Below are 14,449 nucleotides of genomic sequence, written 5' to 3'. Positions count from 1 at the left end.
CGCTTCGCGAATCGGTGAGATATGCGGGCTAGTCTTCGCGCCAGGGCAGGACGGATTCGCTGCGCACGGTGTCGCCCTCCACCACGCCGTAACCACCGCCCGGAGCCAGGTGCCGGGCGAGGACGCCGGTGGCGTCGGGCAGCAGGCCGTAGAGCGTCAGCAGCTCGCCGAATGTGGGCGGCGCCGGGCGCTCCGCCGGCACGGCACCAGCCGTGGCGAGGCGGGTCAGCTCGAGCCGGAAGGGGCCCGTGCCCTCGCCGCCGAAGCTGCCCACCCGCAGCACGTACTCACGCTCCGGGTTCACCCGGAAGGTCAGCCGCGAACGGTCCAGGCTGCCGGCGTAATCGTCGTTCTCCATGAGAAGGCGGCCGCTGGCGGCGTCGATCAGGTACAGGTAGGTGTCGAAGGCGCCGGCCTCGAGGTCCACCTGCACCCGGTCGCCGGGCGCCAGCCCGTCCATGGCGTAGTCCTGCTGCACGGGCGCGGCCGCCGCGCCGCCGAGACGGCCGGTCACCGGCTCGCCGCCCACGGTCAGCCCCTGCGGTTCGATCTCTTCCGTGGCCACCGGCTGCAGTACCTCCGGCGCGGCACTGGCGGCCGGGCCGGTGCTGGCGCTCAGGGTGAACGCACCGGCGCCACCGCCCTGGTAGCTGTCCACCTGGAGCCAGTACTCGCGGCCCGGCTCCGCCACGAATTCCAGCGCCGAGCGGGTAGTGTCCGGCGCATCGTCGTTCTCGGCCAGTACAGCGCCGGTCACCGGGTCCACCAGGTAGAGGTAGGTATCGAAGGCGCTGCTCGCCAGCGCAACGCTGACCTCACGCGGCTCGTCCATGCTCTCCAGCCGGTACAGCAGCGGCCGGCGTTCCGGGCCGAGGGTGCCGGATACGCTGGCCGGCCCGTCACTGACGTCCAGCGACTCGGCCGGCGCCGGCAGATCGGCCGCACGCTCCGCCACCGCGGCAGCGAGGCGATAGGGGCCGGCCCCGGAATCGCCGTAACTGCCGACCCGAACCCAGTAGTCGGTGCCCTGGCGGGGCCAGAAGGTGATGGCAGAGCGGCTGGTGTCGGGGGCGTCGTCGTTCTCGCGCACGATCCCGCCGGCGTCGACGTCGATCAGGGAGAGGTAGGTATCGAAGGTATCGCTGGTCAGCTCGACGGTTACCGGGCGGTCCGTCGGCAGGCCCTGCAGGCGGAAATGCCGCCCCGCTCCCTGCGCCGGCGCCAGCACGCCTTCGACGCTGACCGAAGTGGCCCCCTCGGGCAGGCTGATGCGCCCCGCCAGCGGACCCACGGTGGTCTCGCCGCCCGCCGCCTGCGAGCCGACGCCGCCGGTAGCCGTCTCGAGCCCGAGCCGCGTGACGTAGGCCGCCGGCTGCGCGAGGGCGGCGAACAGCTCCTCCAGTCCGCGGTAGGTGGCCGGGCCGTCCACACGCGCGATGGCGTGCGCGCCGTCAGGCGCGCCGCCGCGTACCGGCAGCCCGGCGGGACGCTCGCCGGCAAGGACGGCGTCCAGCATGGGCTCCATCGCGCGCGCCGGTGTCGCCAGGATCAGCCGGCCGTCCGCCACCGCCCAGGCCAGGCTCGCGAACGGCCCGGCATGCAGCCTGGTGACGTCGACGCCACGGTAGCTGGCCTCACGGCGCGCCCACTGCGTCGAGGCCAGCATCCCGAGATCGGCGCCCGCACGCTCCGCCAGCATCGCCTCCAGCGGCAACGCCGCGAGTGCCTCGAGCAACGCCTCGACCCCTTCCCGCGCCGCCGCATCATCGGTGACCGGTAGCACCAGCGCCTGGGGCGGGAGCCAGACCAGGGAGCCGAGCCGGGAGTCCAGGGGGGCGAGCTCGATCCGGTGCACCTCGTCGCCGATCCAGTCGAGCAGCAGTGCGTCCGGGTCCAGGCCGTACTCCCTGGTCAGCCAGCCCCGCAGCGTCTGCTCCCCGCCGGAGGCATGGCGGACCCACCCGTCGGCATAGTCCAGCCAGCCGCTCAGATTCAGGTACCGACTGCTTACCCCGACCGTGCCGGCGGGGGCGGCCACGTCCGGGTCCACGGCGCAGTCCCGGCAGAGCAGCAGGTCCCGCAGCGCAGCGTCGCCGCCGTCCGGGTTCACCGCCAGCCGGCTGCGGCTGGCGAGGCCGCCGGACTCGCTGCCGAGGCGCGCCTGGAAGTGGCCAAGGGTGTTCAGGGTCGCGGCCAGGCGCGCCGCACCCGGATGGCGCTCGGCGTCCGGGGCGAGCAGCCGTCCGGCGGCGGCGAAGTCGAGGTCCACCGCCAGCCCCCCGGCGGCGCCGGGCATGGCCGGTAGCAGCGGCGCCTCGGGCTCGGCCAGCGCCCGCTCCAGCAGGGCCCGGGCCCGCTCGGGGCTGGCGCTCAGCACCAGCACGTCCGCCGCCCGGCCCACCGCCAGCGGCAGCAGCCCGCCGGCCCGGTACACGTCCAGCCGCAGCGCAGCGTCGCCGTCGGTCAGGGACCGGCCGGCCAGGCCTTCGCAGGACGCCAGTGCATCCAGCAGCCGCCCGATCCGGGCCATGCCCTCGGCATCGAAGCGTGCCACCAGGGCCAGCCCGCCCAGCGCCGCAAACCAGGCGGGGCGCTCCGGAGCGCCGGCGGCCAGGGCGAACCCGCCCACTGGCAGCGGCAGCCGCTCGCCCTCCAGCACCGCGCCGGCTGCCGGGCAGGCGGCAATCACGCCGTCCACCGGACCCGCCTCGGTGAACAGGGTCTGCATCGTGCGCGCCACGCCCCGGAGGGGCCCGACGGTCTCCCCGGCGGCAGCATGGGCCAGCAGCGCCTCCAGGGTCTCTCCGGCCTCGTCCCAGGGCAGCGCGGCGAGCTCCTCCCGCAGGGCGGCCGGGGCACGCTCCGCCTGCGGCGACGGCGACCAGCCGATAACCGCCAGCGTGTCCGCGGGCACCACGGTGGCAGCCGCCGGCAGGCGCAGCCCCGCTACGGCGAAGGCAAGCAGGCAGAGGCAGAGCAGCGGGCGGGGAGACATGGCACGCTCCTTGTGATGGGTGTTGCGCACGTGCGCAAACGCTAGCAGCCGCCGCACGCATGGCCCAGGGGCCTGACCTGTCGGGCCGACGAGCGCTGCCCGTCAGCCGCTGGCCAGATGCGCCGCAAGGCGCTCCACGCCCTGCTCCAGCTGCGGGAGGCTGGTGGTATAGGCGAACCGCAGATGCCGCTGGGGGGCGGTGCGCTCAAAGTCGAGACCCGGCGTCGCGGCCACACCGGAGCGCTCCAGCAGATCGCCGGCGAAGGCGAAGCTGTCGTCGGTCAGGCCGCTGACGTCAGCGTAGAGATAGAACGCGCCGGCCGGCTCGCCGGGGATGCGGAAGCCGAGCGCCCGCAGCGCCGGCAGCAGGAAGTCCCGCCGCTGGCGGAAGGCCTCGCGGCGGGCTTCGAAGATCTCCTGAGCCGCCTCGCCGAAACAGGCCAGGGCCGCATACTGCGCTGGCGCCGAGGCGCTGATGAAGAGGTTCTGCAGCAGCTTCTCCGCCGGCGTCGCCCAGGCCTCCGGCACCACCATCCAGCCGAGGCGCCAGCCGGTCATGCCGAAGTACTTGGAGAAGCTGTTGACGACAATGGCCTCCGGCGCGTGGGCAAGGGCCTGGGCGGGCTCCCGGCCGTATTGCAGCCCGTGGTAGATCTCGTCGACGATCAGCGTCGCCCGGTGGTGTGCGGCAAGGGCCGCCAGCCCCTGCAGGCTTTCCGCCGTGGCCAGCGTCCCGGTGGGGTTGCCCGGCGAGCCCACCACCAGCGCGGCGGTGGTCTCGTCCATGGCGGTTTCCGCGAGGGCCGGGGTGAGTTGATAGTCGTCATCCGGACCCACCGCCACCGCCCGGGGCAATGCATCCACCAGCTCGACGAAATTGCGATTGCACGGATAGCCGGGGTCCGGCAGCAGCACGTTGCGGCCCGGGTCCGCCGCGAGGGCCAGGGCGACCACCAGCGCGCCGCTGGCGCCGGGCGTGACGAGGATGCGCTGCGGGTCGACGTCGAGGCCGTAGCGGTCCGCGTAATGCCGGGCGATGGCCTCGCGCAGGGCCGGCAGACCGGCCGCCGGGAGATACCCGGTATGGCCGTCCGCGAGCGCCCGCTGACCCGCTGCCACCACCGGCTCGGCGGTCGGAAAATCCGGCTCGCCGATTTCCATGTGCACGATCCCCCGCCCGGCGGCCTCCAGCTCGCGGGCACGGGCGAGCAGCGCCATGACGTGAAAGGGCTGGATCCGATGGGCGCGGGCGGCAAGCAGCGGCGCGGGCATGAAGCCTCCGGGGCACGGCGTGTGCGGCGAGTCTACCAATGGCGCTCCGGGCGTGTTTCGGGCTTCCGGTTTCGACCTTTCCGGCCGCATCGAAAGTATCGTCAGCTCCCGGCCGGCCTGTGCACCCTGTGGGAGCGGTCTCCGACCGCGAGAGCGCCCGGAGGGCGGTACGGTACGCCGCTGCGCGGCGATTCGCGGTCGGAGACCAGCTCCCACGCAGGCCCGCCCTGCGACAGCGAGACAATGCCTTCTATAGGATCAGGGACATTTTCCGGGGCTTCGCAGGCTCACGCGAACGTAGGAGCGACGCGGCGCCGGCAAACCGTGTTCAGGCCCCGGAGAACCACGAGGAGGCCCCAACCTGAAGCCCGAAACGCGAAACCCGAAACCCGCCCGTTACGTCGGCCGCTTCGCGCCGAGCCCGACCGGCCCGCTGCACTTTGGCTCGCTGGTGGCCGCGGTGGGCAGCTGGCTGGATGCGCGGGCCGCGGGCGGCAGCTGGGCGGTGCGCATCGACGACGTCGACCGCGGCCGGGCGGTGACCGGGGCCGATGCGGTGATTCTGCGCCAGCTCGAGGCCTGTGGGCTGACCTGGGACGGCCCCGTCGTCTACCAGAGCGCCCGGGACGAGGCCTACGCCGCCGCCCTGGCGCGGCTGCAGGCCGCGGACCGGGCCTATCCCTGCGGCTGCACCCGGCGCGAGATCGCCGCCGTTGCCCGCCGCGGCCCGGCGGGCATGATCTACCCCGGCACCTGCCGCGCCGGCCTGCCACCGGGCCGCGAGGCCCGCTCCTGGCGGCTGCTGACCCGCGGGCTGCAACCGGCCTTCGACGACCGACGGCATGGCCCGCAACGGGTGGATCTCGAGGCCGAGGTCGGGGATTTCGTGATCCGGCGGGCCGACGGCCTGTTCGCCTATCACCTGGCCATGGTCGTAGACGATGCGGAGCTCGGCGTCACCGACGTGGTCCGCGGTGGCGACCTGCTGGCAGCCACCGCACCACAGGTCGCCCTGCAGGCGGCTCTGGGTCTCCACACCCCGCGCTATCTCCATCTGCCGGTCGCCCTCGCACCCGACGGACACAAGCTCAGCAAGAGCGTCGGCAGCGCGGCCCTGGACATCGAGCGCCCCGGAGAAGCCGTAACCTCTGCGCTCGCCTTCCTCGGGCAGCCGCCACCTCCCGCTCTGGCCGGCGCACGGCCCGGCGAGCTGCTCGCCTGGGCGGTCGGGGCATGGCGGCCGGAACGCCTGCCGGCCCGGAACGCCATCGCGCCGTACGCCTGACCGGGAATTACTGATCGTTTCGGCGTGTGCAGCCGGCGCCGGGGCGATGGCTACCGCAGCCGCCCTGCCTCAGCCGCGCTTCACTGGCAGCAGATTCGGCGTGGCGTCATCGATCATGCGCTCGATGTCCAGCCCTGGCGCCACCTCGTCGTAATCCCCGTCGATCGCGAGCGAGGAGGCGCCATGAACGAAAGTCCACAGCTGGACGGCGACCTCGCTGACGTTGGCGGACAGCCCCTGGCGCTCGCAGTACAGCGCCGTTTGCTCGACGAGCGTGCCGAAGCAGTCGTGGCCGCAGCGCTCCACCCGCTCCGCGTCCTTCAGGGCAGGCTGCTGGCCGAACATCAGCCGAAACACCGCCGGCTGCTCCCGGGCGAAGGCCACATAGGCCTTGCCCATGGCGGCGATGGCCGCAATGGTGCCGCTGCCGTGGCGACGGATGGCCTGATGAAAGCGGGCGGTCAGGGTCTCGAACCCTTGCGCGGTGACCTCCTCGAGCACGTGCTGCTTGTCCCGGAAATGCCGGTAGGGTGCCGCCGTACTCACGCCGGCAAGGCGGCAGGCATCCGCCAGGGAAAAGTTCTCCGCGCCATGCTCGTTCACGAGAGTGCGGGCGGCCGCGAGCAGTGCCTCACGCAGCGCCCCGTGGTGATAGTGCTCTCGCTTCTTCGTGCTCGTCATGCCGCCCTCCCCGCAACAAGTTAACCCAGATCGCCTGCGCAGGGCGCGGCCGCAGCGAGCGCTTGCGATGTTGGCGCGACTTACATATGTTAAGCCAATTCACATACAGCCGGGAGCCCGCCATGGCCGCCCCCTCCCCCGCCGGGTCACCCGTTCCGAGCCCGCCACCCCGATCAGAGGTCAAGTCGCGGCCAGGCCCGTGGACGCGCCTCCGGGCGGCGCTGGTGGGACTCGGGTTCATCGGGCTGCTTGTCGGCGGCGGCGCGTGGTTCCACCTGCGTGCCGAGGAGCCGCCGCCGGCGGCGCCGGACCCTGTGCCCGTCGCCGTGACCCGCGTCCAGCAAGAGCCCGGCTATGTGGTCGAGACGCGCTATGCCGGCCGCCTGGAGCCCGCGCGCAGCACGGCGCTCGCCTTCGAGCGCGGCGGCACCGTGACCACGGTGCGGGTGGACGAGGGCGACGCGGTAGACGCCGGCGATGTCATCGCCCGGCTCGACACGGATCGGCTCCGCGCGGAGCGTGACCAGCTACTGGCGCGCCGGGCGGAGACCACGGCGCAGCTCGAGATCGCCCGGCTCGATCAGCAGCGCATCGCCCGCCTGCACGCCGCCGGCCACGCCTCGGCGGAAGCGGACGACGAGGCGCGCCTGGAGGTGCGGCGGCTGGAGGCGGCGGTCGCCACGCTGGAGGCGGGACTGCGCGCGATCGATGTGGATCTGCGCAAATCCGAGTTGCGGGCACCCTACGACGGCACGGTCGCGGCCCGCCATCTTGACGAGGGCGCTGTCGCAAGCGCGGGCACGCCGGTGCTGGACCTGCTCGAATCCACGACCCGTCGGGCCCGCATCGGCGTGCCGCCGGACGTCGCCGAAACCCTGCAGCCCGGCGAGGGGCATACCCTGCTGAGCGGCGCCAGCAGCCTTTCCGCCACATTGCTGGCGCTGCGCCCGGACCTCAGTGGCGGCACCCGGACCGTCGAGGCGATCTTCGACGTCGCCGCCGACAGCGCGCCGCCCTACGGCGAGCTGGTGGAGCTCGTCCATGCGCGGCGCATCCAGGCGAGCGGCTTCTGGGTGCCGCTGGCCGCCCTGACCGAGGCCGAGCGCGGCCTGTGGGCGCTGCTGACGCTGCACGGCGAGCCCGGCGCACGGCGGGTGGTGCGCGAGGCCGTTGAAGTGCTGCACGTTCGCGACGAGCAGGCCTACGTGCGGGGCACTCTCCGCTCCGGCACCGCAGTGGTCACCGCCGGGCCGCACCGATTGGTACCGGGGCAGCCGGTGAGCGTGGTCGCCAGCGATGGCTGACGACCTGGCGACGCTCTGCTACCGCCGCCCGCGGCTGGTGGCGTTGATCCTGCTGCTCGTGATCGCCGCCGGCCTGTCGGCCCTGGCCGCCATGGGGCGGCAGGAAGACCCGAGCATCACCAACCTTTTCGCCACGGTACTGACACCCTACCCCGGCGCCGACCCGGCGCGCGTGGAGGCGCTGGTCACGGAGAAGATCGAGACGGAGCTCCGGGGCATTCCCGAGATCGACGATATCGCCTCCACCTCGCGCCGCGGGATTTCCAGCATCCGCATCGAGCTCTCGGACCAGCTCGAGGATGCCCGCATCGAACAGGTCTGGTCAGAGATCCGGGACGCGCTTGCCGACGCCGGCCCGGCGCTGCCGCCGGGGGTACCGGAGCCGCAGCTCGATACCGAGCGCACCGGTGCGTTTACGGCCATCAGCGCGATCCTCCCCCGGAACGGCCACGCAGTCCCGCCCTCCCTGCTGGGCCGCTACTCCGAGGCGCTGCAGGACCGTCTGCGCCAGCTACCCGGCGCCGAGGTGGTCGAGCGTTTCGGTGCGCCGGACGAGGAGGTGCTCGTGCAGGTGGACCCCCGCCGGCTGGAGGATCTCGGCCTCACGGCGGGGGACGTTGCCGGGGCCATCGCCGCCGGGGACGCCAAGGACCCAGCCGGGCAGCTGCGCGGCACCGGCCTGGACCTGCCGGTGCAGGTGACCGGCGAGATCGAAGGCCTTGCCCGCATCGCCCGGGTGCCCGTCACCACGGCCGATGACGGCCGTCTGGTGCGCGTGGGCGATCTCGCCACGATCGTGCGCTCGGCCGAGGAGCCACCCCGGAGCCTGGCCTTTGCCGACGGCGAGCGCGCCGTCCTGGTGGCCGTGCGCATGGACGACGGCTATCAGGTGGACCGCTGGATGGCCCGGGTGCGCGCGGAGCTCACGGACTTCGAGGCGCGACTGCCGGCGGGGCTGGAGCACCGGCTGCTGTTCGACCAGAGTCGCTATACGGCGGAGCGCCTAGGCGGCGTGCTCCGGAACCTGCTGCTCGGCGTCACGCTGGTGGTCGCCGTGCTGCTGGTGACCCTCGGCTGGCGGGCGGCGCTGGTGGTGGCCGCCGTGCTGCCGCTGGCGAGCCTGCTCTCGCTGGCGGTGCTGCAGCGGCTGGGCGTACCGATCCACCAGATGTCCGTGACCGGGCTGATCGTCGCGCTGGGCCTGATGGTGGACACCGCCATCGTGATGACCGACGAGATCCGGCGCGGCCTCGCCACCGGGCGGCAGCGCGTCGCCGCCGTGGGCCACGCGGTCCGGCGCCTGACCGCGCCGCTCATCGCCTCCACCCTGACCACGGCACTCGCCTTCATGCCCATGGCGCTGCTGCCGGGGCCGGCGGGCGACTTCGTCGGCTCCATCGCCATCGCCGTGATCGTCATGCTCGGTGCCTCCCTCTTACTCTCGCTAACGGTGACTCCGGCGCTGGCGGGCTACCTGCTCCCGGAGCCGGGCCAGGGCGGGGCCTGGCGCAACGGCATCCGGCCGCGGCGCCTCGGCCGGTGGTTCGCGGGCTCCGTGGGCCTCGCGGTACGGCATCCGGTGGTGGCCCTGATGGGGGCCGCCGTCGTGCCCCTGCTCGGGTTCGCGGCATTCCCGACCCTGGAGGCCCAGTTCTTCCCCGGTGTCGACCGCGACCAGCTGTACGTCCAGCTGGAGCTGCGCGAGGGCGCGAGCATTGCCGAGACCGAGCGCGCCATGCGCCGGGCTGATGCCGTGCTGGGCGCGGAGGCGGAGGTCAGCCATGCTCACTGGGTGGTGGGCGAGAGCGCCCCGCCGTTCTACTACAACATGCTGCGGGACCGGGACGGCGCGCCGCATTATGCCGAGGCGCTGGTGACCACCACCTCGCCGGCGGCCACGGAGCGGGTGATACCCCGCCTGCAGCTGGCCCTGAACCGGGCGCTGCCGGAGGCACAGATCGTGGTTCGCGGGCTGGTGCAGGGTCCGCCGGTGGACGCACCGGTGGAATTGCGGCTCGTGGGCCCGGAGCTCGGTACCCTGCGCGCGCTCGGCGACTCGCTGCGCCTGGCCATGGCCGCGGATCCGGACATCGTGCTGGCGCGCACGCAGCTGCGTGCCGGCGCCCCCAAGCTGGCCCTCGACCTCGACGAGGCCCGGGTACGCCTCGCCGGCCTCGATCTGGACAGGGCCTCGCACCAGCTCGATGCCGCCCTGGAGGGCATTACCGGCGGCTCGCTGGTGGAGGGGACCGAGGAGCTGCCGGTTCGCGTGCGGCTCGCCGCGGAGCGACGCCGCAGCGTGGCCGACCTGAGCTCACTGGGCCTGCTGCCGGCCGCCGGCATCGGGGCGGATGGCTTTCCCGCCATCCCCCTGACAGCACTCGGCGAACCCCGGCTCGTGCCCTCGGAGACGACCATCTACCGGCGCAACGGCGAGCGCATCAATACCGTGCAGGGCTTCGTGCGCCGCGGCGTGCTGCCGGAGGAGGTGCTCACCCGGGTCCAGACCCGCCTGGAGGAGACCGGCCCGACCCTGCCGCCCGGCTACCGTATCGAGGCCGGCGGCGATGCCGACGCCCGCAGCGAAACCCTGCGCAACCTGATGGCGCCCCTGGGTCTGATCGTCTCCCTCAGTATCGTGACCGTGGTCCTAACCCTCGGCTCCTTCCGCCTCGCCGGGCTCACGGCCGTGGTGGCCGCGCTCGCCATGGGCCTCAGCCTGTTCGCGCTGGTACTGCTGCAGCTGCCCTTCGGCATTCAGGCGGTGATCGGCGTGATCGGCTCCATCGGGGTATCGATCAACGCCGCCATCATCCTGCTCACCGCCTTGCAGGAGGATCCAGCGGCCCTGCGGGGCGAGTCCGGCGCCATCCGCGACGGCATCACCGGCGCGGCGCGCCATCTCGTCTCCACCACGGTGACGACGTTCGGCGGCTTCCTGCCGCTGATCCTCGCCGGCGGCGGCTTCTGGCCACCCTTCGCCGTCGCCATCGCCGGCGGCGTGCTCCTCTCGACCATCGTCTCCTTCTACTTCGTGCCCGCCGCGTTCGCGCTGCTGGTACGCCCCGGCGCCCGCCCCATCCCGGCCCGGGCGGTCGCTGAACCGCGTCCCGCCTAGGAAAGCGCCCGCAGCCAGTCGGCGACGATGGCGAGCTCCTCCTCGGCGAGGCCGTGCCCGCCCGGCAGCCAGCGCAGCTCCACCTCGGCGCCGGCGCGGACGAGGAAGTCCCGCAGCGCCTCGGGATGGCCGGCGGGGACGATGGCATCCCGGCGCCCGGCCAGGATCAGCAGAGGTTGCCCCGCGAGCCGGCCCGCCTCGTCCTGGCCGAGGGGCAGCTGCATGGGGCGCAGCAGCACCGCGCCGGCGAAGGCCGCCGGGTGCAGCAGCAGGGTCGCGGCGGCGATGTTGGCGCCGTTGGAATAGCCGAGGGCGATGCGCGGCGTCTCCCCGAGGCCGTGCCGGACCGCCGCGCGGGTCACGAACGCCGCCAGCTCGCCGGCGCGCCTGCGCAGGTCGTCGGCGTCCAGCACGCCCTCGGCGAACCGGCGGAAGAACCGCGGCTGCCCCTGCTCCAGCACCTGCCCCCGCGGGCTCAGCAGCGCGGCGCCGGGGGCCACGGCCTCGCCGATGGGCACCAGGCTGTGCTCGTCACCGCCGGTGCCGTGAAGCAGCACCAGGGCGAAGCCTGGCCCCTCCGGCCGCGCCGGGAGGAAGCGGTAGTCGAAGACCTCGTCCGCCTCGCCGGCGCCCCGCTCGAGCGGCGGCAGCCGGCCGGCGATGGCCTGCCACCGCGGCTCGAGCCAGGGCGGCAGCTGCAGCTCGGTGCCGAGGCGCTCCGGCGGCTCGTCCACGGCGAAGCCCGGCGGGTCGGTCGCCACCTCGAAGAGCACGCCACCGGGCTCGCGGAAGTAGATGGAGCGGAAGTAGCGCCGGTCCAGCACCGGGGTGACGTCGACACCCGCGGCCACCAGGCGCTCGCGGACCGCCGCCTGGGCGGCATCGTCCGCGGCGCGGAAGGCGATGTGATGCACGGTGCCCGCACCCGGGCCGCCGCGCCAGAAGTCCGGCAGGCAGCGCAGATCCACCAGCCGCCCCGGCGCGGCGTCGCCCCGCGCCGTGAAGCGGAAGCGGCTACCCTCCTCCGCGGCCGCCCGATAACCGAGGGCCTCCTCCAGCACCCGGGCGGTGCGCTCATAGCCCTGCTGCCAAAGGGTGACACTGTGAAAGCCACGCACGGCGTGCGCCGGCGCCACCGGCATGCCGTCCCAGCCCGCGGCGTCGGGTGCCTGCGGGTCTGCCACCAGCTCGAGCTGCAGCCCGTCAGGGTCGCGGAAGCGCACCAGTTTCTGCCCGAGGCGCTCCTCCGGGCCGTCGAAGTCGACGCGCTCGCGCACCAGCCGATCGAGCCAGAAAGCGAAGGCGGCCTCCGGCACCGAGAACGCCACCTCCACTGCCTGCCCGGTGCCGTGGCGCCCGGCGGGCAGCCCCGGGTAGGGGAAGAAGGTGAGGATGGTGCCGGGGCTGCCGGCGCCGTCCCCGTAGTAAAGGTGCCAGGTGCCGGGGTCGTCGAAGTTGACCGTGCGCTTCACCAGCCGCAGCCCGAGCACCCCGGTGTAGAAGGCCACGTTGCGCGCCGGATCGCCGGCGATCGCGGTGACGTGATGGATCCCGCCGACGCGGTCGGCTTGCCCCTCGCTCATGACGTCTCTCCGGTCAGGTCGAAAGTGGGGAGAAAGCGCCCCGCGCGAGCAGCATACGCCTCGCCCGCATACCTCACCGATTCACGGCTGCGCTCAGGCCTGCGAGCGTATTGAGCGGGGACCACCCGGGGGCGACCGGCGGCGGCCACCACCCGCTAGCGCGCGGCGGTCAGCGTCAGCACGTAGTCGGTCCCCAGGAAGCCCAGGGTCATGGCTACCACGAGCAGCGCACCGACGAGGCGGGGCGGCGCCGGCAAGGGGATATCGAACCAGCGGCAGCCGGCGCCGATTGCGAGTCCGAGCAGGATACCGGTGAGCGCCGCCGTCATCGTGGCTCCTCCCCTGCAGCGTCGCCGCCACCCCGGCGGCCGGCCGCGAGGCCGGTCGGTCCCCCGCAGTGCTCCCGATGGCGCGCACCGCGATGCTGCGCCTGGCGCTCCATCAGCAGGTAGCCGGTGGTCATGGCAAGCACGAGCAAGGCCCCCAGCAGTGCCGGCGGCGCCGGCAGGGGGACGCCGGACAACCGGCAGACGACGCCGATGACGAACCCGAGCAGCAGTCCGATGGCGATCTTCATGGCCTCTCCCCCGGGGAACGCGCCAGATGGTGACGGACTACCGGGCCATCCGGTCCGCGATGGAAGGCGCGCACTCGCGCCTGCAGTTCCGCATCCGCCCGTGTGACCCGCTCGTGCTGGCGCAGGTGCTCGAGCCACGACGCCACCAGGAAGCTCTCCACGAAGCGTCCGGGCACGGCGACGTCCTCGAAGATGCCCCAGGCATAGGCGCCGTCCCTTCTGCGCTCGCTGGCGAGCCCCTCCAGGGCGGCGAGGAATTCGGTGGTCCGGACCGGCTCGATGTCATATTCCACCGTCACCAGGACCGGACCATGACCCTCATCCACCGCCTCCGCTGCGGGGGGTGCCGGCCAGTGCAGCGAGGGCGTGAGGTCCATGGACTCCCCCTGCCCCAATCGCCAGCGCAGGGAGACCGGCACCGCCAGGACGGCGCCCGCCGCAGCCGCCAGGAGCGCCGCGGGAACGCCCGCCACGCTGGCAAGCTGGCCCCAGACCAGGCTGCCCAGACTCATGGCGCCGAAGAACACGGTGACGAAGAGCGCGAGCCCCCGCGCCCGCACCCAGTCGGGCAGCGCGGTCTGGGCGGAGACGTTGAGGCTGGAGAGCACCGCGATCCAGGAGGTGCCGGCGATCAGGCTCATGACCACGGCCACCGAGGGCTCGCGCAGCAGCGCGAAGCCGAGCAGCGTGGTCGCGGTGCCCAGCGTGCCCAGGGCCACCACCCGATCCGCGCCGAGACGCGCACGCAGCCGCGGCAACAGCAGAGCCCCGCCTACCGCCCCCGCGCCAACGGCGCCCAGGAGCCCGCCGTACAGCGTCGGGCCGCCACCGAGCAGCTGCCGGGCGATCAGCGGCAGCAGCGCCCAGTAGGCGCTGGCGAAGACGAAGAACGCGAGAGCACGCGCGAGCGTGGCGCGCAGTGGCACGCTCGCCCGCGCATAGCGCAACCCGGTGCGCAATGCGCCGATGAGATGCTCCGGCGGCAGCCAGCGGGGCGGCGCCGGCGCCGGGCGCCACCAGACGAGCGCGGCGATCACGCAGAGGAAAGAGAGCGCATTGAGGAAGAACGGCGCCCAGAGGCCCACCGCCGCGATCAGCACTCCGGCGATCGCGGGCCCGACCGCCCGGGATACGTTGATGCCCACCGAGTTCAGCGCCACGGCGGACTGCAGGTCCTCCCGGGGCACCAGCCTGGGCACGATGGCCTGCCAGGCGGGGGCCAACAGCGCCGCACCCATGCCCATGACGAAGGTGAGGGCCAGCAGCAGCATCGGCGTCATCGCCCCGGCCAGCACCAGGGTGCCGAGCAGCGCGGCGGTCAGCGCGAGCCCGGTCTGGACGATGATCAGCAGTCGTCGCCGGTCGACGATATCGGCCAGCGCGCCTGCGGGCAGTGCGAACAGGAATACCGGCAGGGTGGTCGCGGTCTGCACCAGCGCCACCAGCATCGGCGAGGGGCTGAGGCTCGTCATGAGCCAGCCCGCCGCCACCTCGTGCATCCAGGTGCCGATGTTGGAAACCACCGTGGCGGTCCACAGCACGGCGAAGGCGAGATGCCGAAGCGGCGCGAAGGCCGATTCCGCCACCCCGGCCGCGGCGGATCCCGCCCGCTTTCCGGTGCTGACCGCCATCGC

The 14,449-nt window shown here is 73.4% G+C and carries 10 protein-coding genes; 3 read left to right on the top strand and 7 right to left on the bottom strand.

Features of this window, described 5'->3' with window-relative positions:
* Positions 1–28: 28 nt before the first annotated feature.
* Positions 29–2,995: a hypothetical protein gene (locus LMH63_RS08260; RefSeq protein WP_109678040.1), complete on the bottom strand. Its 2,967-nt coding sequence runs from the start codon at positions 2,993–2,995 to the stop codon at positions 29–31.
* A gap of 102 nt (positions 2,996–3,097) precedes the next feature.
* Positions 3,098–4,267 (bottom strand): pyridoxal phosphate-dependent aminotransferase, encoded by a 1,170-nt coding sequence (locus tag LMH63_RS08255; RefSeq protein ID WP_109678042.1) that lies wholly within the window; start codon positions 4,265–4,267, stop codon positions 3,098–3,100.
* Positions 4,268–4,718: 451 nt separating this feature from the next.
* Between LMH63_RS08255 and gluQRS the strand changes: the two genes are divergently transcribed.
* On the top strand, positions 4,719–5,552 hold the full coding sequence (gluQRS, locus tag LMH63_RS08250) for a tRNA glutamyl-Q(34) synthetase GluQRS (RefSeq protein ID WP_373317919.1): 834 nt from the start codon (positions 4,719–4,721) through the stop codon (positions 5,550–5,552).
* Positions 5,553–5,621: 69 nt separating this feature from the next.
* On the opposite strand, the gene LMH63_RS08245 is transcribed toward gluQRS, so the two are convergent.
* Positions 5,622–6,233, bottom strand: a complete 612-nt coding sequence (locus tag LMH63_RS08245; RefSeq protein WP_109678046.1) for a TetR/AcrR family transcriptional regulator — start codon at positions 6,231–6,233, stop codon at positions 5,622–5,624.
* A gap of 224 nt (positions 6,234–6,457) precedes the next feature.
* On the opposite strand from LMH63_RS08245, the gene LMH63_RS08240 reads away from it, so the two are divergent.
* Complete coding sequence (locus LMH63_RS08240; protein WP_158280341.1) at positions 6,458–7,537, top strand: efflux RND transporter periplasmic adaptor subunit; 1,080 nt, start codon at positions 6,458–6,460, stop codon at positions 7,535–7,537.
* Positions 7,530–10,655, top strand: coding sequence for an efflux RND transporter permease subunit (locus tag LMH63_RS08235; RefSeq protein WP_109678050.1), 3,126 nt, complete (start codon positions 7,530–7,532; stop codon positions 10,653–10,655). The genes LMH63_RS08240 and LMH63_RS08235 overlap by 8 nt, the downstream gene beginning before the upstream one ends.
* On the opposite strand, the gene LMH63_RS08230 is transcribed toward LMH63_RS08235, so the two are convergent.
* The 4 genes from LMH63_RS08230 to LMH63_RS08215 all read right to left on the bottom strand — a co-directional run bounded on the left by LMH63_RS08230 (position 10,652) and on the right by LMH63_RS08215 (position 14,446).
* Positions 10,652–12,238 carry a VOC family protein gene (locus tag LMH63_RS08230; RefSeq protein WP_109678052.1) on the bottom strand — a complete coding sequence of 529 codons (1,587 nt, stop codon included), beginning with the start codon at positions 12,236–12,238 and terminating at the stop codon, positions 10,652–10,654. The genes LMH63_RS08235 and LMH63_RS08230 overlap by 4 nt on opposite strands.
* Positions 12,239–12,393: 155 nt before the next feature.
* Complete coding sequence (locus tag LMH63_RS08225; protein ID WP_109678054.1) at positions 12,394–12,567, bottom strand: DUF1427 family protein; 174 nt, start codon at positions 12,565–12,567, stop codon at positions 12,394–12,396.
* Entirely contained in the window at positions 12,564–12,815 is a 252-nt protein-coding gene (locus LMH63_RS08220; RefSeq protein WP_109678057.1) for a DUF1427 family protein, read from the bottom strand. Before LMH63_RS08220 ends, LMH63_RS08225 begins: the two co-directional genes overlap by 4 nt.
* Positions 12,812–14,446 (bottom strand): MFS transporter, encoded by a 1,635-nt coding sequence (locus LMH63_RS08215; protein WP_109678059.1) that lies wholly within the window; start codon positions 14,444–14,446, stop codon positions 12,812–12,814. Before LMH63_RS08215 ends, LMH63_RS08220 begins: the two co-directional genes overlap by 4 nt.
* Positions 14,447–14,449 lie beyond the last annotated feature (3 nt).

This window comes from Spiribacter halobius (genome assembly GCF_020883455.1).
GTDB lineage: Bacteria > Pseudomonadota > Gammaproteobacteria > Nitrococcales > Nitrococcaceae > Sediminicurvatus > Sediminicurvatus halobius.
Note: the sequence above shows the minus strand (reverse complement) of the source record. Positions and strands in the feature narration are given on the sequence as shown.